Origin of the sequence: Candidatus Filomicrobium marinum (assembly GCF_000981545.1) — a bacterium.
GTDB lineage: Bacteria > Pseudomonadota > Alphaproteobacteria > Rhizobiales > Hyphomicrobiaceae > Filomicrobium > Filomicrobium insigne.
In genome coordinates this window covers 3,290,700-3,314,121 of record NZ_LN829119.1, presented here as the reverse complement: position 1 = coordinate 3,314,121, position 23,422 = coordinate 3,290,700, and the positions used below count along the sequence as shown (strand labels likewise).

Here is a 23,422-nt window from a genome sequence, read left to right as displayed (position 1 = left end):
GTTGGCCTCTCAGTAGATGCGCAGCACGCGATAGAGCGAAATCGTCCATTGATTAAAGGGTTCGACGCCGCGGTTGAGAGGCATCTTGGCCAGGGCAACGAACATGTAGAGAAGGACGATTGTACCGATGATGCTGACAAGGCTGATGGTTATGGGCGACCGGATCTGGCCCATGAGGCACCAGGTCACGATAAAGAGGAATGTGGCCAGTGCGAAGCCCAGGTAAGGGATTGCAAAGCCGTAAATCAGGATCACCCCGACTCCGGCGATGGCCATAACGGCTGAGCCGTTATTTGCCTTTTCGCCGTTTTGTGTTGTGTCGTTCCCGTCGCGCGCACTGATGCGCCAGTTGTTTAATTCGACAAGGAACGCAAGCAGGGAGAAAAATGCCAAGCCGGCCAACATGGCTTTGGGCCACCCGCCAGGGCCGACGGCATTAGGAACGTTAAGCATGGCGGGGTTTGAGGCGATGTGCGTCCACAAGAATGCGCAGGCCAGCAGCATCGACAGAGGGAACGCTGTACGGATCAGGCGTTTTGAAGATGTCATCTTTTATCGATCTCGGTGTGCGTCGTCGGGTGGGCGGCGCGTCTCAGCAGGAAGTGCGCGGCTATACCGTAACCAGTCCAGTGCCAAAGTGATCAGCGCTGGTTAGTCGGGCGCATCGTAGTCAGCAGACGGTGCAGGCATATTTTGCCGTGCGAGGTCTTAAAAACGAAAGCCGGCGTCGCGATAACGCGACGCCGGGTAGTCCAATCATCATCACTTTTTCTTCGACGCGCTCTTTTCTTCGGCGGTCGTGGGGAAGCGCTCCAGATAGGATTTTACCGTTTGGTAGAACTTCGCAACGGTTTCCTTGGTCTCTTCAGGAGAAAGAGGCTTGGTGCAGGTGTAAGTTCCTTCGCAGAATTCTTTCCATTCTGGCGAAGCGAGGATTTTGTTTGCAGCTTCGTTCAGCACTGCAACGCGATCAGCGGGAGTCTTGGACGAAACAGCGATGGTTCTAAAGTTTGGAAGGTCGTTGATTTCGAGGCCGTTTTCTTTCGACGTTTCGATATCGGGGAACGACTCGTGGCTCTTTTCGTCAAACACAATGAGCGGACGCAGGTCGCCGGATTTGAGGAACTGCGCGACGTCGCCGGGTTCTTCGTAGATCATGTCCGTATGACCGCCGACGGCAGAAGCATAGCGCTCGGCGGGCTTACCAAACGGTACGTTCACGATCTTCACGCCCTTGGTGGCTAGGTACTTTAGCGTGATGTCGTCCATCGTGCCGTAACCCGACGTTGCGCACCGCAACTTGCCTGGGTTGGCTTTCGCGAATTCAGCGAGGTCCTTGTAGGATTTGAACGGGCTGTCCTTACGGACGAACAACATCGAGGGCGAGCTCTGCATCATGCCGACATAGGCAAACTCATCCGGGTTGTGATTCCCGATTCCGGCTGCCCATGCAGAGACCGAAAGTGCGATAAGTGTCGCTGCGCTGTATCCATCACTCGAGTCCGTGAGCAGGCGGGTGAGGCCAGCGTTGCCGGAAGCGCCGGATACGTTGGCGACAGGCAGAGGAACGCCGAGAATGGGTTCTGCGAGCTGCGCAAATTTACGACCCATCAAGTCCGCGCCGCCGCCGGGACCGAAGGTAACAATCATATCAATCGGCCGGGACGGGTATTTTTCATCGGCCGCGGCTTGCGTCGCTACGCCGCCGAGTACCAATAGCGCAAGGGTCGAGGCGCAGGCCGCCTCGCGCAAGGATCGTCTTAGCATCTTGAGTGTCTCCTCTCCGTGGAATTCGAACCATTGTAGCCTGGCTCGTTGTTCCGTTAAATTCATCGTTGTTAAGAACGGCTCGGGCCGTGATGCGATTGAATTTTTCCTTGTCGTGTGCGCCTGCCGAGCCTCGTCAGCGTCTCAAAAATGTGAGACACTGCGTCCAGCTTTGCGTATCGTAGGGGCTCGTGTCAACGCTCTATCGAGTATGCCAAGAAAAAACAAAGGTAATGCGGCAGAGCAAAAACAAATGCTGCACTGCGGCAATTGAAAAGTGCGATTCGACCCTTTGAAAACAGGCTCGAGCAATATGCGTGACTAATTCTGGAATTTGAAATGTCGGATTGCTCTGCGCCCGAGCGTCGGTTATCGGCATACGGACATCTCACTACAGTTCGTTGCGGAAGTTCTGACTTTCTTTCAGCTGGCTTTAGCGCAGACGCGCAGATTGTTACCTTGCGGACGTGGAGACGCACTGGAGAATGAAAAAACAAAACGAAAAATCTCTAGCCTCTAAGTCGGCGGGTGAGGGTGACAGTTCAGATCGGCTGTCCGCGCTTGAAAAATCTATGCTTGTTATTGAGGCAATCGTGGACCATCCGCAGCCGGTCAGCTTGCCAGAGTTAACGTTGCGTCTTGGCATGCCACGCCAGACGATTCACAGGCTGCTCCAGCAATTGACGGATAACCGGCTCATTGTTCGTGATGCTTCGCGAGATCGTTATACTGTGGGTCCGCGTTTGTCTCATTTGGCATTCGCTACGCTGCGCTCACGTAATCAGACGGCGCCGGTCCGGGCAATTTTGTCCGCCCTCGTTGATGAAACCGGCGAGACCTGCAACGTCGGCGCGCTCGATGGCTGGGATTTTGTCTATCTGGAACGCATTGAATGCGAGTGGTCACTTCGCGTGCATCTCGTTGCGGGATCGCGCGTGCGAGCGCATAGCACATCAGGCGGTAAGGTCATGCTTGCCTACCTTGAGCCCGGAGTTCGCAAAACGCTTCTTCAATCCCGAAAGCTAGAGTCGTTCACGCCCAACACAATCACTAATTACGCCAAACTGGAGCAGCATTTGGCCAGCGTGCGCGAGTTGGGTTATGCGTTGAATGACAAGGAGCAGAACATCGGCATCGTCGGCGTCGCCGTGCCAATCTTGGATGAACACGGCACCGCGCTGGCGGCACTTGCATTGCACGGCCCTGAATCGCGTCTCACGGCGAAGACTGCTGTGAAATATGTGCCAACTCTCCAGCGCGCCGCCAAAAAGCTTGCGGCAGTCTGGACCCGGTAAGTTTTTTCGGCGCAGCTGCTACTCGAGCGATCACGCCTGCGGCGTCAGATCAGGGCCTGCAGGGTCTTCATTGTGTACTCTTCGACATAGTCGATCAGGGCATCGGATGCGGCGCGGGCCCCATCCGCGTCGTTGGCGGCGATGGCGCGCGCTATATCGGCATGCATCGCGCTCACTTTTTTCAAGTCTCCGAACTTGTTGAAGTTGAGGAACCAGAACCGGCGTGTTTGTGCCTGAATTGGCGCCATTGCGGCGGCCGCGTACTTATTGTCCGCCGTTGCGACGACCAGGTGATTGAACTCACGGTCTGCGGCGATGAAGATCATCTCGTCGTTTTCGTGGGACGCATGATCAAACCGTTCGGCAAGGCTGATGAATTGTGTTTTTTCCGCCTGACCAGCCAACCGTGCAGCCCGTGCTGCGATCACGCGCTCCAACTCGCGACGTACCTCGATCAGCTTGAACTGGTCCGTGATATCGATTTCGGAGACGATCGCGCCAGCGCGCGGCATGATTGTGAGGCTGCCCTCACGGGCAAGCCGCTGCATCGCCTCGCGAACTGGCGTGCGGCCCAGGCCGAGCTTGTTGCTGATCGAGTTTTCCGAAATGCGGCACCCGGGAGGTAGCCTCAGGGTGACGATCATTTCTTCGATCACACGATATGCCTGCTGGGCTCGCGTTTCCTCTGAGACGTCAAGTGCCAACGTTTCATTCATCAGTGAATCCGTGATTGCGCAGGTATTGATTGTCTTACTCGGTGCGTAGCTATTCAGACGGCGCGATTTGATTGAGCCAGATCTGTGGGCTTTGTACCAAATCGCCAGCGATCGCTGTGCTTACGCACGCTTATCATACGTGCCCGAGTCTCCGATGGGCAAGGATGGGCTTGTGTGCGTGCTGGGTTTCGCCTCAAGTTTGTGTTTATAGGCCTTCGATCGAAGAGTGCGTCTGGATTGGGATGATGTGCAACTTTATCTTTCCATCCCTTCGGATTTATCTAAGTCGTTCGTAGATCAGACGTTTTTGATCATCCTTTTGGAAATAGTCGGTAAGCCTACAAAACGCCATCGTTGCGTGATGTTTCACGAGGCGTGGCCATACATGGACGATACGTCCCTGCTCCCACATTCTAGATGTCGTCGACAATAAATGCCGGCGGGGTTGAACATGATGGCTGGGTGGAACTGATCAGATATAACTGAATCAGGGGGGATATCGTTACCTTTCTCAAAATCGCTGGATGATGTGGTGAACGTTAGTTCATCGCGGGTTGGAAACATGGGCTTCGCGCGCATGTCAGTCAAACAAGCGTAGTCGGGAGTATGGGGTTGCGGGAGGACTTTAGGGGGTGAGGTCAACAAGCTTTGCGGGGGCTTGGCAGCTTCAGCCGATTGGAAAATCTGTCGTGTGGAAGCACGCAGAAAGGGAGTAGGGCTTAGGATGAAAAAGATCACGCGCAGGCAGCTTGGCTATATGGCTGGTGCGGCAGGTGTTGCTGCGGTTGGAACCTTAACATTCGGCCGGGCAGCCATTGCTCAGGGGAGTGCCAAGGTTGTTGTCGTCGGCGGTGGCGCCGGTGGCGCAACGGTGGCTAACAAGATCAAAGCTGCCGCTCCGAATCTCGATGTGACGTTGGTCGAGGCTAATCCGGCGTTCACGACTTGCTTCTTCTCGAACTTGTATCTCGGTGGTCTCGTTTCTTTTGACGACATTACCCATGACTATAAGAACATCTCAGATCTTGGCGTCAAAGTCGTTCACGACTGGGCCGAGGACGTGGATACAGCTGCGAAGGTTGTGAAGCTGAAGGGCGGCACGCAATTGCCCTACGATCGTTTGGTGCTGTCACCTGGCATCGAGCTCAAATACGATTCCGTTCCGGGCTATTCGAAGGAAGCTGCCGAGCTCATGCCGCATGCGTGGCAAGCCGGTGCGCAGACAAAGCTTCTCAAGGCGAAACTTGAAGCCATGGATGACGGGGGCCTCGTTGTTCTTGCGGCTCCACCTAACCCTTATCGCTGCCCGCCTGGGCCTTACGAGCGTATGTGCATGATCGCGCACTACCTGAAGACGGCGAAGCCGAAATCAAAGCTCATCCTGTTTGATCCGAAAACGAAGTTTTCCAAACAGGGAGCCTTCATGGAAGGGTTCAAGGCTCACTACGCGGATATCATCGAAGTGAATCTCACTGACGAGATTGATTCTTATGCTTTGACGCGTGTCGATCCCAAAACGGGTGAGATCGAGACTGCCAGTGGGCGCAAGGAGAAGGCCGATGTCGCCAACATTGTGCCAGCGCAACGCGCGGGCTTGATCGCGCATCGCGCAGGGTGTGCCGAAGGAGATTGGTGCCCCACCAATCCGGAGAACATGTCTTCCACGAAGGTGGAAAACGTCTACGTGCTGGGTGATGCTTCCGTGGCGACAGAGATGCCCAAGTCGGCGTTTTCTGCAAACAGCCAGGCCAAAGTCGTTGCGGCTGACATTCTGGCAGAACTTGCCGAGAAGAAGAAGTTCCCGCCGCGTTTCCGCAACACATGTTGGTCGGCGATTGCGCCGAAGGACGGCATCAAGGTCGGAGCCAACTACACTCCGGGTGAGAAGGAGGGTAAGCCGGCGCTCGTTGCGAAGGACAGCTTTGTCTCGAAGCCGGGAGAGCCGGTAGGCTTGCGCGAGGAAACCTTCACCGAAAGCTTCGGATGGTACTCGGGCATTGTGTCGGACATCTTTGCGAAACCGGCTTGAAGCCGGAGTTGCGGATCTTCCGGACTAGGAGATCGGCAGCTTTTCATGAGACCAAATTCATGAAAAAGGCCGAACGCTTCGGATAAGCGTTCGGCCTTTTTGACGTGTGGTGTACAGGTGGTTCTGGTCGTAGTTATTTGTTCGGATTGAGCGAGCCAAAATAAACCGCGAGGGCCCTTATCTGTTCTGCGTCGAGCGAGCGCGCGACTGAGATCATTGTGGTGTTGGTGCGTGATCCGCTTTTGTAGGCTTCGAGTGCTGAAACAAAGTGATCGGTATCGAGGCCCGTTATGGCCGGGATTCCATCCGAACTGCTCTTTGTCTGATGGCAGGTCGTGCATTCTCCAGCCAGGTATTCTCCGTAAGCCATCAGTTCCGGATTTGTGGCTGTTTGAGCTCGGGCTGCATATTCTGTAGCTGTCCCACCTAGGACGGCCATGGTCGTGGCAAGGCAAAGTAAGCGCATTGATCTCGTCTTCTCCCATTCCCGTCGCGATCGGATTGGCTGATCATCTTGTTGCCCAAACATACGCGACACATAGTAATATGCGAATATAATTTTGAGCATTTCAGGAGAGGCGCCGCAGCGGAAGCGTGTCGGAGATCTTGCTGTGTCAGAAGGGGGCTATTGCCGCTGAATTATGCGATTGCGCGGCGCTCTTTGACGGGATGCGTCAACCGGTAGATTCGCTGCGCCACGCCTTTTCCCGCCTTTACTCCGCAGGAATGTTGTTGGGCGCCGATGATCCGTAGCCGCGGTCGCGTGTCCTTGAGGCCGCGGCGCTCTGGCGGGCGGCGCGCTTCTTGAACCAGATGACGATGCCGGTGATGGACAGCAGCGCCACAACTAGCCCCATGAACGACAGGAACACACGCCCCGGAATCCCGGCGATGCGGCCCGAGTGTAATGGGAACTGCAGCTGCATGAAGATGTCGGCGGCTGTACCCTCCCACGGGATGCGGCCGCCCTTGAAGGATCCGTCTGAGGCGTCGACAAACAGCATCTTCATCGCCATCGTGTTGTGGTCGTCTTCTGGGCGGTAAAAGCTCACCGCGTAAAGCCCGTGCTGGGTGCCGTAGAACACGCTGCCGGGGGGCTCGTTCCAGCCTTGGCGTTGCATTTCGCGCCCAGCTGCTTTGATGGCTTCGGCGAAGTTCAGCTTAGGCTCGATCGGCTTGTTCAACGGAGTTCCCGCCACGTCGTCGAAGGCATCGGGCGTGAGTGTCGAAACGGTGCTGAGGATCGGCCGTACGACTTCATCGTTGAGATTCATTGAGATCGACGTGAAGGCGAGGATGAATAGCATAAGCCACAACCACAGCCCGAAGGCGCGGTGCAGGTCGAGGTTGAGCCGGTAGGTGCTGGCTCCCCGCTTGATTTTCCACGCTGGTTTCCAGCGTTGCCACCAAGATTGGCTAGTACCGGCCTGAGGACTTTCGGCATGCTTGGCTCCGGTCGCTACGGCTGCGGCGGCACTGCCGCGACGCCGACGTGGCAGCGTGAGATAGAAGCCGACGAAACAATCAAACAGCCAGACGATGCCGACCAGCCCCATGAACCACATGCCGATCTCGATGTTCCACATATCCGGGATGTGCATCGAGTAATGCAGCTTGTAGAGGAACGGCAGGATGTTCTCTGAGTCGAGCGAGATTGCGCCCCAGAAGCGTTTGCCCGCGACCTCGCCGGTCACGGGATCCAGGAATACCTGGTTGTAGTCTACTGAATAAAGCTCACCCGTTTTGGGATCGACGCGCGGCTGCACAAAGGCCTCGAAGTTGTGACCTTCCTCGATCGCAAGGGGGAAGAAGGTGGCTCTTACCCTCGGATCGGCTTCTTCGATTTTTTTGGCGAGGGCCAGCGGATCAATTGATGGGCCACCGGTGCTCTTGGCGTGGAAGAGATGCGGGTTGAGCGCCTCGTCAAGCTCATGGTCCCATGAAATCAGCGCGCCGGTGAGCCCCGCGATCAACAGGAACACCGCGATAAAGAGCCCTGCCCACCGGTGAATGATGACGAATGCGTTGCGCATATTTCTCTTTTAAAAAACCTTAGTGATCAGAACTTGTAGGTTAGTCCGGTGGTGATGGTGCGCGCGTTGCCGTACCAGCAATCACCGCGATTAAGGCACGTCGAAACGTATTCCTTATCCTCGAGGTTCTTGGCATTGATGGACCAGCGCCAGTGGTCTTCTTCGTAGGCGATCATCGCGTCGAACAGCGCAACGTCAGGGACCTCTATCGTGGCGTGATCATCCCAGGACTTGCCGATGTACCGGACGCCAGCGCCGACCGACCAGCCTTTGAGGTAGGGTTGATCGAACTCCCAAATGCCCCACAGCGAAGCCAGATGCTTGGGGATGGACTCGATCTGGTTGCCATCGACCTCAGTACCGTCGTCGTACTGCGCGTCCGTGTAGGAGTAGCCGGTGACGATTTTCAAGTTATCGGTGACTTTGCCGGTAAACTCGATTTCAAAGCCTTTGATCGCAACGGCGCCAATCTGCCTGCCGTAGAGAGCCGGATTAGTGGAGTGGTAAACGACGCGGTTGCTCTCGGCGATGTCGTAAATCGCGCTGTTGATCATCCACTGTGCGCCGAGTGGCTGATATTTGAAGCCGAGCTCGTACATGCGGCCTTCCTGGGGGGCGAATGGATTACTGGGGGGACCACCCGCGACAGGAAGGAACGATTCTCCGTAGCTGAAGTAAGGCGTGAAGCCTGACGCAAACTCGTACATGAGCCCGGCGCGGTAGGTAACGGCGTCGTCTTTCTTTACGGTCGTCCCGGATTCGTTCTCGGCCCAATCCTTACGCATGCCAACTATACCGATCCAGTTGCCCAGACGCATCTGATCCTGAATGTAAAGACCGGTCTGGGTGATTTTCTGATCGCCATAGGAGCAGACCTCCAGGTTGGGCGTAGTAGCGCCGCTATAGGCGCCACTGCAATCCGTTCCTGCCCAGCTCCCCTGACCATAGACCGGGTTGTAGACGTTGAACCCGCCAGTATCATAAGCGCTAGCAGTGCCTTGGCTCGCCCTGAAGTTCGTGTAGTCGATGCCACCCAAGACTTTGTGCGTTAGAAAGCCGGTCGCGAACTTGGCTTCGAGATTGGTATCCTGATTGAAGACCTGCGTGTCGGTGATCGCTCTCCATCCGTAGCGATTGACCGTTTCTTGGTCCGCGTCCGTATAGCCAGTGTAAAAATCGGAGTAGGTGCTGGTGTAGTCGTTATGGATGTCGGCATAGCGCGACGCATGGCTTAGTTTGAACACCGAGTTGAACTTGTGCTCAAAGAGAAGCGTCCCTGAAGCGACGTCCGTGTCGTAGTGGTCTCCCAGTTCGCCCGCGAAGTTTTCGCGCGGGATGGTGCGGCCATTGACGTTGGGAAATAGAGTGCCGGCGAATGGGTAAAACTGCGAGCTGGAGCCGGTCTCGTCCTTCTGGAAATGGCCGAGGAGCGTAATGCTGGTGTCGGTTGTTGGACGATAGGTGATCGAGGGTGCGATGGCGTAACGATCGTCCTCGACGTAGTTCACCTGCGTATCGGCATCACGCGCAAGACCGGTCAGGCGGTAGGACCATTTGCCGTCCGAGGTCACGGGCCCCGTCATATCGAACTTCACTTGCTTGAAGTCGAACGTGCCGTACTCCGCTGTGATCTCACCGCCTTGCTCGTTCTGCGGGCGCTTGGTGACGCCGTTTATGATACCGCCAACCGGGGCTTGACCATAAAGCACCGACGCGGGTCCGCGCAGGACTTCGACGCGTTCCATGAAGTATGGATCGATGCGGTAGTTAAAGGTGTAGTAGCTAAATGTCCGGCGAAGGCCATCAAGGTATTCCGCAGCCTCCGTTCCACGAATTAACGCACTGTCTGTGCGGCTGTCGAAACCGTAGGCGTCGGCTACGACGCCTGGAACATAGCGCAGCGTGTCTTGGATTGACTGTGCGCCCTGGTCGCGGATCTGCTCGGCACCGACCACGGAGATTGACTGAGGGACTTCACGTAGCGGCGTGTCCGTTTTGGTGCCCGTAGCTGTCTGCGTGGCGACATAGCCCTGGACCGGGCTCGTGGCCGTTTCAGCCTGAATTGTCCCTTCCGCAGGACCCGTTGGTGCCGTTGCCGCGACGGGCTGTGGGGGTGCCTGTGCCGGTGCCTTGGACTTCTGGGCCGTCTTCTTTGTCTGTTTTGGTGCGGGTTCGGGCGAGGTGATCACTTCAACTTCCGGCAGGGTCATTGATGGGTCGTTTGTGGACGGCGACGGTTGACCACTGTTATTTTGTTCGGCTGCTGGAGCCGGGGGCGCGGATTGTTGCGCAACGGCAGGGGCTTGTTGGGCCAGCACGGCCAAAACCACTGCGCCTGCCACGTACGTTGCCTCAAAACATTTTGCCATTACTGCTTCCAATCCGCGATTTTCTTGCCCTACGCCCGCGCAAACGTCCTCATTGTCGCCGACGACGCGTCGGCGAACTTCGGATCAATCTGTTTGTGTGGGTGGGTTACCCTAGCATCTTAGATTTCGATTCCTAACTCTTTTTGTATACAAATTGCAATAGTCGATGGCTATAGAGTCCGGTGAGGAGGCAGTTCTCAACAGCGTGTTGTCTTGATGGCACAGGGCCTTGTTGCGACATCTATTTTGTCTCTTGGAGCTGGAGCCTTAGCCGTTTGGCTTGCGTGCAAAGGGCTTGCTCCTGAGGTTCTCCCCGTGCAATCTCCGCCGCCTTGGCGCGAGGGGAAGATGACACAAGAGTTGATCGCAGCTGTGGGGATTGCTGTGGCGGCAGGTTTGTTGCGCGGCTTTGCAGGTGTCGGGTCCGGCATGTTCATGGCGCCGTTCTTTGTTCATCTGTTTGGGCCGGTCCAAACAGTTGGCATCATCATCCTCATTGAGATTGTCGCGACAGCACAGTTGTTGCCGTCAGTACGCAACGACATTCAGTGGCGCATGATCTCGCCGATGGGATTAGCAGCCGCGGCGCTCATGCCGTTGGGAGGATGGTTTCTCGTTAGTCTCGACCGAGCTAGTATCCAGTTTGGCGTTGCGCTTCTGGTCTCGTTGTCGGCGCTGCTCTTAATGAGTGGTTGGCGCTATGAAGGGCGCCGTCCCACGATGCTGAGTGTTGCCGTGGGGGGGCTCTCTGGATTTTTGATGGCGGTGACGAGCCTCGGAAATCCTCCGGTCATGGTCTATCTTCTGTCGAGTGACGCGCCAGCTCGGGTCAATCGTGCGAACTTCACTGGATACTTTGCGCTTACGCTTGTGGCTCTTATAGCCCTGATGAGTTTGCGCGGGTTGATTACGCGAGATGTTCTCTTCACGGCCGTGGCGTTGATGCCCGGCTTTTTGCTTGCCACCTGGCTCGGCAGTCGCATGTTCCGGTCTTCCAACGAACTCACCTATCGGCGCGTGGCGCTGGGTATTCTGCTGCTCGCGGGACTCTATGGGATATATCTGTCGATGTGACAGGTGTAGCTGACCCGTCAGCTAGACGTCATCCTTGTCCGCGTCGTCGGTGGGCAGCGTGTCTTCCAAATCTGCAGCGGCGTTTCTCAACGACGGGAGGAATGAGAGGATTTGGTCGAGCGTCAGCCGCGCTGTCGGGCCGTGACACGCTATGCCGGCGACAACGCGTCCCTGCTTGTTGCGCACCGGGACAGCCAGCGCGACGAGCCCTTCAAGAAACTCCTCGTCGTCGATGCTGTAGCCGCGTTTGCGGATCAATTCGATCTCTCGCTCCATCGCGTCCAGGTCCGTTATGGTGCGCGGTGTGTGCGTGGGCAGCTGTGTAACCGAGAGCAATTTCTGCCGTCGGGCCCGGTTCATATCGGAGAGGAAAAGTTTGCCGCTGGCTGTGCAATGGAGCGGCACCATCGAACCTGGCTCTAGATGCATGCGAAGCGGCCAGCGTGATTCGACACGGTCAATGTAGATGGATTGATCGTGGATGCGCATGGAGAGATTGCAGGTTTCGCCGATCTCGTTGACGAGCTTCTGAAGGATGGCGCGGCGTTCCGGTTTCATGCCGGCGTTTACGACTTCAAGGCCGAGGTGCCAAAGGCGATGGCCCACACCGTAGTGCCGGCTGTCGATATCTCTCAGCAAATAGCCCGCTGCTTCGAGCTGCTGGCACATGCGGTGTACAGTTGGCTTGGGTAAGCCGATCTTGGCTGCGATCTCTGCGACCGAGAGAGTTCCTTCGTTTTCTGCGACAGCCGATATGACGCTCATGGCGCGCAGCATTACCGAGCTCGTTTCCCGTTCCTCAGCCTTTGGCCGTGTGCGCGAGGGTCCAAGTTTTGCTTTTGCTAGGGGCATTTCCGCTGATTTTCTTTCAAAGTTTTTTTGATGCTCGCGCCTAGGAGCGCACGTCCATTGATTTGCTTTTCTCTGCCTACATCAAGGTCTGGATGTCTACATCACTTGTTTCCTAGTCCGTTTAATTCCTGCGCCCTTAGTCGTAGGCCGTTCCATTTTCCGCGAATTTGAATGTGGGATGCTGCGATGCAGCACGGAATTTGTATTGCGTCGACACTATAAAGCAGCTCAAATGATATGTATCGTCTCAAATGACGATAATTGGTTCTGGTGAAGATGATGTCTACGGCTGTGGCTGAGTCCACCTGCCGGAACATAAAAAACGGTATTTTGGGAGAACGCACATGGAGCTTAAGGCAAAGGGATTGAGCCGACGGGACCTCGGCCGCATAGCGTTCCAATACGGATGGACCTCAACGCTCTTTGCTCTGGCAGGGATGTCGGGTGTCGTCACTGCCAGCAGCTTGGCGCGGGCAGCGGAAGAAACTGCTAAGAAGCGGAAACCGGCGAAGCACACGCTGAAATTCGGTGCGTCGGGCTTTAACGAGAACAACCTGAATATTCAAAAATCGGGGCAGTTATTTTTTGCAAAGGATCTCGAGGATCGCACCGACGGTGAAATTCGTGTCGAGTTCCTGGGTTCCAACCAGATCTGCGGTCAGCTCGATTGCGTGCAGAAGACGCAGCAGGACATTGTACAGATCTTTTCGGCGTCGACTCAGAACTCCGCAGGCAACGCGCCGTACTACAACGTTCTCGACTTTGCCTACATGTTCCCTACACGGGCTTCGCAGTATCACTTCTTTTACAGCCCGAAGAGCAACAAGGTCTTTCGTGAGCCGCTAGAAGCTCGCCACAAGATCAAGTTCCTTTTTACGCACTGCGAACTTCGTGGCCTGATGCTCGGCAAGAAGTGGGCTGATAAGCCTGTCGTTACCAAGATTGAAGATCTCGCTGGCACGAAGAACCGCGTTACCGGCACACAGCTTGGCCGTATCGCGATGCAGCTTTTGAACCTCAATCCCGTTCCGATCGCTTGGGAAGAAACGCTCGATGGTTTGCGCCAGGGGCTGATCGACGGCGCGGAAACTTGGATGGGTGCTGCGGCCTATGCCAACATGACGCCAGTTCTCGGGCAGGCGGTTGATCTCCGCTTCTTCTGCGGGACGGAACACACGGCCATGAGCGCTCCCGTCTTCAACAAGCTCGAGCCGCATCTGCAGGATGCCATCATGGAATCGTCTTACACCGCGCAGGTGCACGTCCAAGGCTGTCACGAAGCGGCCCTGGTCGACATCGTGGGTGCAACGAACCCGCCGCGTCCGGGAACGTTGTTCAATGAGTACGGCGTCAAGGTCGCCGTGCTTTCGAAGGAAGAGCTGAAGAGGACCGAGCAGATGTGCTCGCCTGAGTTCAAGCCGGAGCCTTGGGAGCAATGGCGTGAACGGTTGAACGGCTGGTCCGGCGGACAGGACGTCTACAAGACGATCTACGACATCGCTCGCGAAATCCCAGAGGATACGAGCCCGGTGAACGTGCCTCCGCAGCGCTGGTGGAAGGCATAAGCCCTCAAAGTCGCAATGGCACAGCACATTGGTAGCCACTGTTGTGCTGTGCCGACTTTATCCTACCTAACCCAGCGGAATAAGACTCCATGTCCGTGATTGTGAAGCCGTTCAAGTGGCTTGACGCCAATCTTGAGCGATATCTCATCATTCTCGCCTACGGCACCATGACTTCGATCATTTTCGTCGAAGTTATTCAGCGCTTTGCCTTCAATCAGCAGGCGCCATGGTCGACAACGATTCCCGTTTATCTGTTCGTTTGGATCACGTGGATCGGGGCGGCTTATAACGTTCGGCGGCGCAGCCATCTCGCTTTTACCGAGCTGCGGGCTTCAATGCCTTACGTGCTTCAATTTCTATGCACGTTGCTCGATCACATTCTCTGGATCGGCTTTGGCACGATGGTGATCTACTATTCGATCGATCTTGTTCAGCTGCTTCGCGACAACTACGCGATCGTTCCGGGTACCGACGATGTGATGCAGTGGTGGTTCTATCTCGCCATTCCGGTGGGTTGGGGGATGCTCGTTCTGAGATCACTCCAAAATATCATCGAGGATATCGGACGTTTTCGGCGTAGTGAGCCGTTCACGTTTACCGCCTCCATTGGCAGCAACTAAGGGCGGGGAAACGATGGATACGACAACACTTGTAATCCTTGCCTCGATCGGGGGAACTGTACTGTTCCTGATCGGCGTTCCGGTCTTTCTGGTGCTTGGGCTGTGGATCGTGATGGCAAGCAATGCCATTGGTTTCACACTTTCAAATATCCCGACGACACTGTTCGAAGGCATCAACTTCTTCGGCTTGTTGGCTTTGCCGCTGTTTATCCTGACGGGTGACATGATCAGTGCTGCGGGTATCGCCCGTCGGCTAACGGATTTTTCGCGCGCAGCACTAAGCTGGCTGTCAGGCGGTATGGCTATTTCTACGCTTGGCGCTTGCGGCCTCTTTGCTGCTATCTCCGGCTCCAACGCTGCGACGACCGCGACGATCGGCAAGATCATGTATCCGCAGCTGGTTGATGAGAACTACGACAAGCGTTTTGCAGCCGCGACGATCGCGGCAGGAGGTGTGGTCGGCATCATCATTCCACCGAGTGTTATCTTCATCGTTTACGGGTTCATTATGAACCTGCCCATCGGCACGTTGTTTATCGCGGGCCTGTTGCCGGGCATCCTGATGGTCATCGCGATGCAGCTGGTTGCGCTCTACATGGCGTGGCGAAACGGATGGGGAATGACATTTGCCTTTTCGCTGAAGAAAACGCTCATAGCGGGCGCTAAAGCCTATCTTGGCTTCTTGGCGATCTTCATCGTTCTGTTCGGAATTTACTCCGGCATTTTCTCGCCAACGGAAGCTGCTGCGATGACGGTGGGATACTGCTTCGTGGCCGGTACGTTCGTAACGCGGGAAATCAAGCTACGTCAGGTGCCTTCGATCCTGATGAGTTCAGGCCAGATTACCGGTCTGCTCGCTCCCTTAATCGCGATTTCAATCGTGATGCAGCAGATGTTCTCGCTTATGGGCGCAGAGCAGGCGATCCGTGATTTCGTCATGAGTTTCGGTGGTGGTTACGCAGTGACGCTGGCAGTCTGCATGGCCATCGTGTTGATTACCGGTACGATCCTAGAGAGCCTTCCGGTTACCGTCATTCTGGCACCAGTGCTCGCGCCGCTTGCCGCGCACGTCGGCGTGGATCCCGTGCATTTCGCGGTGATCTTCCTCGTCGGCGCGTCTATCGGTTTCATTACGCCACCGTACGGACTCAATCTCTATGTGGCGTCTAGCGTGACGTCTCTGCCGTACCTGCAACTTGTCCGGTTCGTGGTGCCCTACTTCGTCGCCCTGGTTCTTGTCTGGGCGCTCGTAGCGGCATTTCCTGTGCTCTCGCTGTGGCTTACGCAATTCATGTAAGGGCGGGCGCAGCGAGACGGCACTGACGAAGTATCAATTGAATATGGTCCGAACCCCGGCGAGAGCCGGGGCAGGGAGAGAGCATGCCTAAGTCTTGGGGTGAATTCGATTATGTGATCGTCGGCGCTGGGTCGGCGGGCTGCGTTATCGCCAATCGGCTCAGCAGCAATCCATCGGTAAGCGTTGCGATCCTCGAAGCGGGCGGTCGCGATTGGAACCCCTGGATCCACGTGCCGGTCGGCTATTTCAAGACAATGCATAACCCGAGTGTCGATTGGTGCTACCAGACCGAGCCGGACAAGGGACTGAACGGCCGTCGGCTGGAGTGGCCGCGCGGAAAAGTGCTCGGCGGTTCAAGCTCACTGAATGGCTTGCTCTATGTGCGTGGCCAGAAAGAAGACTACGACGGCTGGCGTCAGATGGGGAACGTCGGTTGGGGTTGGGATGACGTGTTGCCCTACTTCAAGCGCGCAGAGGATCAAGAACGTGGTGAGGACGATTTCCACGGTGTCGGTGGTCCGCTTGCTGTCTCGAATATGCGGTTGAGCCGTCCTATCTGTGATGCATGGGTGGCTGCTGCGCAGAACGCGGGATATCCGTTCAATCCTGACTACAACGGAGCTTCGCAAGAGGGTGTTGGCTATTTTCAGCTAACAGCTCGGAAGGGACGTCGCTGCAGTACGGCTGTCGGCTATCTGCATCCGATCAAGCACCGTAAGAACCTGCAGATCTTTACGCACGCGCAGACAAAGCGCCTTCTGATCGAAGAGGGACGTGCAGCTGGGGTCGTGCTTTCTCATCATGGTTCTGAATGCTTGGTGCGCGCCAAGCGAGAGGTGATCCTTAGCGCAGGTGCGATCGGTTCTCCGCAGATTCTTATGTACTCCGGAATCGGGCCAGGAAAGGAACTTGCGGAGCATGGCATCTCACCAGTGGTCGATCAGCCTGAAGTGGGCAAGAATCTGCAAGATCACTTGCAGGCACGATTGGTTTACAAGTGCAACGAACCGACCTTGAATGATGAGGTGCGTAGTCTGTTCAACCAGGCGCGGATTGGGCTCAAGTACATCATGTTCCGGGCTGGTCCGATGACGATGGCGGCAAGCCTTGCGACCGGGTTCATGCGGACAAACGACGCTGTTGCAACGCCTGATATCCAGTTTCACATTCAGCCGTGGTCTGCAGATAGTCCCGGCGAAGGCGTGCATCCGTTTTCAGCATTTACGGCATCGGTTTGCCAACTGCGCCCCGAGAGCAAGGGCGAGATTCGGATCGGCGGTCCAGATCCGCTGCAATATCCGAAGATCTATCCGAACTACCTTGCCACAGGTACGGATCAGCGGACGATTGTCGACGGCATCCGTATTGCGATGCGGATTGCAGAGGAGCAACCGCTCGCCGGAAAGATTGCATCGCGGTTCCGTCCGGGGCCGGATGTGGCGAGCGACGAGGACATCCTTGAATGGGCGCGCAATACTGCAACGACGATTTATCACCCCACGGGAACCTGCCGCATGGGGCCTGATGATCGTGCGGTTGTTGATCCGCGGCTGCGGGTGCGTGGCGTACGCGGTCTCAGGATCGCAGATTGCTCGATCATGCCGCGGATCGTGTCCGGCAATACCAACGCTCCTGCGATCATGATCGGTGAAAAGGCAAGCGACATGATTGCCGAGGATGCCGCGGCCTAGGTTTTCCTTTGAGTGTTCGGGGATGCATGACGGTCGTGCGGCGAAAGCTGCGCGGCCGTTTATGTGTTTGCCTTTTGGGCCGACCCTAAGACCGTTATCTCGCCTATGCGAATTAATAGGCTTGGGCATCTTGATTTTAACGTGCCGCCCGTGACGCGCCCTAACAGGGCGTGCGGGTGTTGAAGTGGACGCGCTAAAGTTCTGAGAAGCCACATCCGTCGGTGTTGATAGCCGCGCTTTATTATTCTTCTTGCGTGTGAGAGTTTTCCGTTTCGACGATCCAACGCCGACTTCCTCTTTAATCGACGTTTGTGCATCCTCTCCATCAATTGATGCGATCAATCGAACCTATGGTTTCGCCAAACATGCGGCGAAATTATTTTCCATTTCTGTGCGTTGATTTTTGAATTGAAGACTTCCGCATTTTGCTCGTTGGAACTCTCAGACTCGACTTGTTGAATTTTTGTTGCAGATGAATCTGTGCATTTTTTTTCAGTGCGATTTTCGATCCTTTGTTTGATTTAGGTGCGGCAACATTTTTTTCAAAATCGGTCGCCGAGTAATAAATGATTTAATATTTTTTCGGCATTACTACTGAGTAATGACGTCACCATCGATGTAATTTTAGACAGCTTTCGATGTGGGGCGTTGCGCACAAAGTTTTTGGTTTGAAGCTTTGTGTATTAGCGGGCGTGGGGGCGTCCGGATATCGGTTCAGAATTTGTGGCCGGTGATAAATGGGGGGGCAGGATATGGCTCGGAAACGGCGCGCCAAAATCGCGCTTGCTGGTGGTCTTGGCTTACAGGACGCCAAAGACACTTGTGCGAAACTCGTTCAGGCGCTTGAGAAGTTTGACACAGTGGAAGTCGACCTCAGCGAATTGACAAGTGTCGATGTCAGTATTGTCCAACTTCTGATTGCCGCTCGCAAAAGCGCGAGCGCTAGAGGCAAAGCGCTGACGATTTCATCGAATAGTTCTGAAAATTTTCGCGGAACGCTTGCTGAAATCGGGCTGAGTGGAACGCAGGGCGGGGGCTGCAATCTGGATGCGGCCTTTTGGTTTGGTGGCAAAGGCCTGGAGGGGCAGACGCTATGAGTAAGACGATACTTACAATCGACGATTCCGCTTCTGTAAGGCAGATGGTGGCTATGACTTTGACTGGTGCGGGTTACACCGTCATTGAAGCCGCCGATGGCGCAGAGGGTTTCGCCAAGGCGACCTCCAATAAGGTCAATGCGATTATTACCGATCTCAATATGCCGGTCATGACGGGTATTGAGTTTATTCGCAAGTATCGTGCGCATCCTTCCAGCGCCGGCGTTCCGATCGTTTTTCTGACGACGGAATCCGACGAAGAGCTCAAGAGTCAAGCTAAAGCGGCTGGCGCAACCGGGTGGATCGTAAAGCCCTTCAAACAGGACCAGTTGTTGGCCGTAGTCAAAAAGATTGCAGGGTCATGACAGCAACAGATCCAAACGAAACTTTTCGCCAGGAGGCGCGTGAACTTCTGGAAAGCCTTGAGCAGTCACTTCTTGATCTCGACCAAAATCCGGAGGATCGCGATCTCGTTGACACCGCATTTCGGGCGTTGCACACGCTCAAAGGCTCTGGGGCCATGTTCGGCTTCGATGAAGTTGCAGACTTCGTGCATGACTTTGAGACGGCCTTTGATCAGGTGCGCAAGGGCAAGGCCGATATTGGCCCGAAGCTCATTAGCATTGCGCTCGCTGCAAAGGACCATGTCACTAAGCTTATTGCAGAGCCAGGTGTTCATGCGGCTGGGGGTGCGCCGATCCTTGGGGAACTGAGGTCAATCGTTGCAACCGGGAAGAACGCCGCACCAAAGGATGTCGCTGCTGTAGCCGAACCGACGCCTTTAGCCGAGGGTATGCAAAGCTGGCGGATCAGATTCCGGTTGCCGGACGATGCGCTCATGCTCGGGACAAATCCCGCGTTGTTGCTTGCCGAGTTGAGAGAGCTGGGCGACTGCATCGTTACGGCGTTGAGTGATGACGTTCCCTTGCTTGAGGAGATTGACGTCGAAGTTTGTTATCTGCACTGGGACGTGGTGCTCAACACGACGCGCGGGCAGGACGCAATTGAAGACGTTTTCATCTTCCTTCGCGATGGCATGGACCTCAATATCGAGTTGATAGAGGCTCCTCCTGTAGGCGTGAACGGTGATGCCGTCGCCCCGGCTTTGTCTGCCGACGCGCCATCTGGAGCATCGAAGATCAAGCAAGGCGGACGCAAGCCAGGTTCATCCGAGCAGGCGAGCTCATCTTTGCGTGTTCCAGCGGAACGCCTCGATGAGCTTATGGACCGCGTGGGTGAATTGGTCATTGCACAGGCGCGTCTCTTGCAAATCGCGTCGGTGAGCGATGACGGCAGCCTCAAGGCGGTTGCCGAGGAGATTGAGCGGCTTGCTTCGGGGTTGCGCGATACCACCATGGGTATTCGCATGGTGCCTATCGGTACGCTGTTTGGTCGTTTCCGTCGCTTGGTTCACGACCTATCTAGCGAGCTTGGCAAGGATATCGAATTCCTCACATCCGGCGAAGAGACCGAACTCGACAAGACCGTCATTGAACGGCTGGCCGATCCGCTGGTTCACGTGATCCGGAACTCCGTTGATCATGGTCTAGAGGATCCCGTGCGTCGTGCGGCGGCTGGGAAGCCTGTTCGAGGCCGTGTCAAGCTTGCCGCGGTCCATAAGGGGGCCGAGGTTGCAATCTCAATCACCGACGATGGCGCAGGGCTTGATGTCGAACGCATTCGGGCCAAGGCGGAAGAGGTTGGGTTGGTCGCACCTGATGCGAAGGTCGCCGATCATGATCTCTTCCAACTCATTTTCCATCCAGGGTTTTCGACGGCGAAGGAAGTTACTTCCGTCTCGGGTCGCGGCGTCGGCATGGATGTGGTCAAGCGTACAATCGATGCGCTGCGTGGCAGCATTGACGTTGTCTCGACGCGTGGCGAAGGAACGACTGTCACTCTGCGGTTGCCCCTTACGCTGGCAATCATCGACGGCATGTTGGTGCGGGTTGGGAACAGTCGATACACCATCCCGCTTTCGGCGGTTGAAGAATGCGTAGAGTTGCCGAACGCCGTATCCTCAGGTGGCAAAGGCCGCAACTTCCTGAATATCCGAGGCTCCCTGATCCCGTTCCTGCGTTTGCGGGAGCTTTTCAAGACGCAGGCGCCGGCTGATCTCCACCAGAAGGTGGTCATTGTTTCGGCCGGTGAGCATCGGGTCGGACTCGTTGTCGATCAGATCCTTGGCAACAACCAGACTGTCATCAAGTCACTCTCGAAACTGCACTCAGATGTCGAGACCTTTTCCGGGGCGACCATCCTTGGGGATGGCACGGTCGCGCTCATTCTCGATGTCGTGCACCTCGTTCGCTTTGGGCAAAATTTCGAGGAGCGCCTGAGGAACATGCACAGCGGGAGGGCGGCATGAGCAACGCAGCTATAAAGACCGAAACCGACTTAGCGGCGACTGGCCCAATGATGCGGGCGCTGACCCTGGGACTTCAGGATGAAGTCTTCGCCATAGAAGCGGAAAGCGTGCGCGAGATTCTCGATGTCGTTCCAATTACCGAAGTTCCCAACGCACGTCCTTTCGTGGGCGGGCTCATCAATGTGCGGGGGCGGGTCGTTCCGCTGGCCGATCTTAGGGTGATGTTCGGCATGGATCGTCCTCCGCCAGGACGCGACACCCGCATTGTCGTGATCGAAATTGAACTGGATGGCGAACCGACAATCGCGGCGATTCTCGCTGACCGGGTTCATGACGTCACCGACATCGAGTTGGCGAACATCGAAGAGGCGCCGAAGGTCGGCATGCGCTGGCGGTCTGAATATGTGCGCGGGATCGGTAAGCACGCGGAGAATTTTATCATCATCCCCGATCTGGGGCGAATCTTTGGAGTGGACGGGGGCGGAGACGCCTTGGCATCGGAGGGAAGGGTAGACCAATGAGACTTACATTGAAATTCAAACTGGGGATGGCATTTGCTGCTGTCGTCCTCTTGTCTGCCGGGGGGATGTTCCTCGGAATTACCAGCATGGCGCAGCTCAATGAGAACTTCGACGCCGTATTGGACGGTCAGGTTGAGCGTATCCGCATGGCGAACCGGATCAATGCTCGTACACTGCGCGTGACACGCGATGAAAAGAATATGATCCTTGCAACCTCGGTCGAGGAGATGGATCAGTTCGCGAAGCAGATGGCGGATGAAGACAAGAAGATCCAAGAAGAATTGGCTAATCTGCGGGCTTCCTCCAGCGATGAAGGAAAACGTCGTGCTGACGCTTTCCTTTCAGCTTGGGAGAATTACATTTCTCTCAATGAAAAGATTCAGGATTTCGCGCGGCTTCAGTCGAGCCTCAGGGCACGCCGTCTGTCTCAGAACGAGGAACGGCAGGGCTTTGATGCCGCGAATGCAGAATTGTTGCGTCTAGCAGATCGAATGAGGGGTGAGGTTGAGGCTGGACAGGCTTCGCTCGCTGTCTTCCGAGATATCGAAAGAGTCATTCCCGAGATGATGAATCTTCAGCGCATCTCAAAGAATATCATTCTTTCGCTGGACAACCGTAGCACTGTGGAGCGCTATTCAAAGGCTATGGATGAAGCCCTGGCAGGGCTTCAGACAAGGCTCGAGGCGGTCCACTCGCGTCTCAGTGACGGCGATCGTGTCATCTTGGATTCTTTCAATGCACGCTATGCCGAATGGGTCAAAGTTCTGCATCAGGTCCGTGATGTTGCCGTGGAAAACGGTAATCAGAAAGCATTTGAACTCGCGAACGGCTCCGCTGCGGAGGCCCGCAGCAAAGCTGTCGCCACATTCCAATCCATCCTTGAGCTGAATGCCAGCCAGTTGGATGAAGCGAAGGTCGCGTCTGATGCAACCTATGAGTCCAGCCGGATGATGTTGCTTGCCTTTCTTGCCGCGGCCGCTCTGATCGGAATAGGTATGGCAGTATGGATCGTTCGTGATGTTATGCGTCAGCTCGGTGGTGAGCCGGCGTATGCTCAGGAAATGGTGCGCGAAGTTGCGTCTGGAAATCTGGGTGTTGAGATTGCCACGCGCAAAGGCGACACGACGAGCCTTTTGGCTTCCGTCAATGACATGACTCTCAAGCTTCGCGAGATTATTGGTGAAGTGACCTCGGCCACGCGTAACGTTGCCTCGGGTAGTCAGGAGATGTCTGCGGCTGCCGAGCAGCTCAGCCAGGGTGCTGTCGAGCAATCATCCTCCACCGAAGAAGCGTCGTCATCGGTTGAGCAGATGGCTGCCAATATCAAGCAGAACGCTGATAACGCCGGCCAGACCGAAACCATTGCCCGTAAGGCTGCGGTTGATGCAGAGGCTTCAGGGTTGGCTGTCGGTGACGCCGTCAAGGCCATGGAGACGATCGCAGAGAAGATTATGATCGTCCAAGAGATTGCTCGTCAGACCGATCTCTTGGCGCTCAACGCTGCGGTAGAGGCCGCTCGCGCTGGTGAGCATGGTCGTGGTTTTGCCGTGGTGGCGTCGGAAGTGCGTAAGCTTGCGGAGCGCAGCCAGGCGGCGGCTCAGGAAATCTCCGGACTATCTGGTGACACTGTGAAATCGGCGCAGTCGGCTGGCGAAATGCTCTCCAAGCTGGTGCCGGACATCAAGAGAACGGCGGAACTTGTTTCCGAAATCTCTGCGGCGTCCAACGAGCAGAATGCTGGGGCAAGTCAGATCAACGCTGCCATACAGCAGCTTGATAAGGTCACCCAGCAGAATACCTCGGCCGCTGAGGAAATGTCTTCGACCGCGGAGGAACTCGCTACTCAGGCAGAGCAGCTGCAGAATTCAATCAGCTACTTCAAGCTGGATGAAACCTCAGTTGTGTCCGCGAAAGTTCGCACAGCCAGCAAGACGCAGGGCGCACGTCGTATGACACCTTCCGCTAAGTCGGGAGTCGCGGCTCTGCAGGATGCGGTTAAAGCTGCAGCTCCACAGATTGCAGCCAAGCGTCCGGCGAAAGCAAATGGTGGCTTCTCGTTCGACATGGGTGAGGGTTCCGACGAACTCGACGCTGAGTTCAAACGCCAGGGTGCGGCGTAAAGGGGGAC

Annotated in this window: 19 protein-coding genes; 12 read left to right on the top strand and 7 right to left on the bottom strand. The window is 55.8% G+C overall.

Features of this window, described 5'->3' with window-relative positions:
* Nucleotides 1–9 precede the first annotated feature (9 nt).
* On the bottom strand, nt 10–549 hold the full coding sequence (locus tag YBN1229_RS15480; RefSeq protein ID WP_046478402.1) for a tripartite tricarboxylate transporter TctB family protein: 540 nt from the start codon (nt 547–549) through the stop codon (nt 10–12).
* A gap of 213 nt (nt 550–762) precedes the next feature.
* Complete coding sequence (locus tag YBN1229_RS15475; protein WP_046478403.1) at nt 763–1,767, bottom strand: tripartite tricarboxylate transporter substrate binding protein; 1,005 nt, start codon at nt 1,765–1,767, stop codon at nt 763–765.
* A 485-nt stretch (nt 1,768–2,252) separates the two neighbouring features.
* On the opposite strand from YBN1229_RS15475, the gene YBN1229_RS15470 reads away from it, so the two are divergent.
* Nucleotides 2,253–3,062 (top strand): IclR family transcriptional regulator, encoded by an 810-nt coding sequence (locus YBN1229_RS15470; protein ID WP_082101165.1) that lies wholly within the window; start codon nt 2,253–2,255, stop codon nt 3,060–3,062.
* Between the two features lie 44 nt (nt 3,063–3,106).
* On the opposite strand, the gene YBN1229_RS15465 is transcribed toward YBN1229_RS15470, so the two are convergent.
* The gene (locus tag YBN1229_RS15465; protein WP_090230030.1) at nt 3,107–3,778 is read right to left on the bottom strand and encodes a GntR family transcriptional regulator; all 672 of its coding nucleotides are present in this window, start codon (nt 3,776–3,778) and stop codon (nt 3,107–3,109) included.
* A gap of 724 nt (nt 3,779–4,502) precedes the next feature.
* Here YBN1229_RS15465 and YBN1229_RS15460 point away from each other — a divergent pair.
* Nucleotides 4,503–5,807 carry an FCSD flavin-binding domain-containing protein gene (locus YBN1229_RS15460; RefSeq protein WP_046478404.1) on the top strand — a complete coding sequence of 435 codons (1,305 nt, stop codon included), beginning with the start codon at nt 4,503–4,505 and terminating at the stop codon, nt 5,805–5,807.
* 133 nt (nt 5,808–5,940) lie between these two features.
* Here the strand turns inward: YBN1229_RS15460 and YBN1229_RS15455 are convergent, their stop codons facing one another.
* From YBN1229_RS15455 to YBN1229_RS15445, 3 genes are all read right to left on the bottom strand, one after another.
* On the bottom strand, nt 5,941–6,273 hold the full coding sequence (locus YBN1229_RS15455; protein ID WP_152024994.1) for a c-type cytochrome: 333 nt from the start codon (nt 6,271–6,273) through the stop codon (nt 5,941–5,943).
* 247 nt (nt 6,274–6,520) lie between these two features.
* Entirely contained in the window at nt 6,521–7,840 is a 1,320-nt protein-coding gene (locus YBN1229_RS15450; RefSeq protein WP_046478405.1) for a PepSY-associated TM helix domain-containing protein, read from the bottom strand.
* Nucleotides 7,841–7,866: 26 nt separating this feature from the next.
* Entirely contained in the window at nt 7,867–10,209 is a 2,343-nt protein-coding gene (locus YBN1229_RS15445; RefSeq protein ID WP_046478406.1) for a TonB-dependent siderophore receptor, read from the bottom strand.
* A 348-nt stretch (nt 10,210–10,557) separates the two neighbouring features.
* Here YBN1229_RS15445 and YBN1229_RS15440 point away from each other — a divergent pair, with 348 nt between their 5' ends.
* Nucleotides 10,558–11,283 (top strand): sulfite exporter TauE/SafE family protein, encoded by a 726-nt coding sequence (locus YBN1229_RS15440; RefSeq protein WP_090230040.1) that lies wholly within the window; start codon nt 10,558–10,560, stop codon nt 11,281–11,283.
* A gap of 21 nt (nt 11,284–11,304) precedes the next feature.
* Here YBN1229_RS15440 and YBN1229_RS15435 read toward each other — a convergent pair whose 3' ends face one another.
* Nucleotides 11,305–12,060 carry an IclR family transcriptional regulator gene (locus YBN1229_RS15435; protein ID WP_160298722.1) on the bottom strand — a complete coding sequence of 252 codons (756 nt, stop codon included), beginning with the start codon at nt 12,058–12,060 and terminating at the stop codon, nt 11,305–11,307.
* 419 nt (nt 12,061–12,479) lie between these two features.
* Here YBN1229_RS15435 and YBN1229_RS15430 point away from each other — a divergent pair, with 419 nt between their 5' ends.
* The 9 genes from YBN1229_RS15430 to YBN1229_RS15390 all read left to right on the top strand — a co-directional run bounded on the left by YBN1229_RS15430 (nt 12,480) and on the right by YBN1229_RS15390 (nt 23,414).
* Nucleotides 12,480–13,700 carry a TRAP transporter substrate-binding protein gene (locus YBN1229_RS15430; protein WP_046478409.1) on the top strand — a complete coding sequence of 407 codons (1,221 nt, stop codon included), beginning with the start codon at nt 12,480–12,482 and terminating at the stop codon, nt 13,698–13,700.
* Between the two features lie 89 nt (nt 13,701–13,789).
* Nucleotides 13,790–14,320 carry a TRAP transporter small permease gene (locus tag YBN1229_RS15425; RefSeq protein ID WP_046478410.1) on the top strand — a complete coding sequence of 177 codons (531 nt, stop codon included), beginning with the start codon at nt 13,790–13,792 and terminating at the stop codon, nt 14,318–14,320.
* Between the two features lie 13 nt (nt 14,321–14,333).
* Nucleotides 14,334–15,617 (top strand): TRAP transporter large permease, encoded by a 1,284-nt coding sequence (locus YBN1229_RS15420; RefSeq protein ID WP_046478411.1) that lies wholly within the window; start codon nt 14,334–14,336, stop codon nt 15,615–15,617.
* 83 nt (nt 15,618–15,700) lie between these two features.
* Nucleotides 15,701–17,308, top strand: a complete 1,608-nt coding sequence (locus YBN1229_RS15415; protein WP_046478412.1) for a GMC family oxidoreductase — start codon at nt 15,701–15,703, stop codon at nt 17,306–17,308.
* A gap of 752 nt (nt 17,309–18,060) precedes the next feature.
* Complete coding sequence (locus YBN1229_RS15410; RefSeq protein ID WP_046478413.1) at nt 18,061–18,405, top strand: STAS domain-containing protein; 345 nt, start codon at nt 18,061–18,063, stop codon at nt 18,403–18,405.
* Entirely contained in the window at nt 18,402–18,770 is a 369-nt protein-coding gene (locus tag YBN1229_RS15405) for a response regulator (RefSeq protein WP_046478414.1), read from the top strand. Before YBN1229_RS15410 ends, YBN1229_RS15405 begins: the two co-directional genes overlap by 4 nt.
* Entirely contained in the window at nt 18,767–20,773 is a 2,007-nt protein-coding gene (locus YBN1229_RS15400) for a chemotaxis protein CheA (RefSeq protein WP_046478415.1), read from the top strand. The genes YBN1229_RS15405 and YBN1229_RS15400 overlap by 4 nt, the downstream gene beginning before the upstream one ends.
* Nucleotides 20,770–21,294: a chemotaxis protein CheW gene (locus tag YBN1229_RS15395; RefSeq protein ID WP_244464912.1), complete on the top strand. Its 525-nt coding sequence runs from the start codon at nt 20,770–20,772 to the stop codon at nt 21,292–21,294. The genes YBN1229_RS15400 and YBN1229_RS15395 overlap by 4 nt, the downstream gene beginning before the upstream one ends.
* On the top strand, nt 21,291–23,414 hold the full coding sequence (locus YBN1229_RS15390; protein WP_046478416.1) for a HAMP domain-containing methyl-accepting chemotaxis protein: 2,124 nt from the start codon (nt 21,291–21,293) through the stop codon (nt 23,412–23,414). The genes YBN1229_RS15395 and YBN1229_RS15390 overlap by 4 nt, the downstream gene beginning before the upstream one ends.
* The last annotated feature ends 8 nt before the right edge of the window (nt 23,415–23,422 follow it).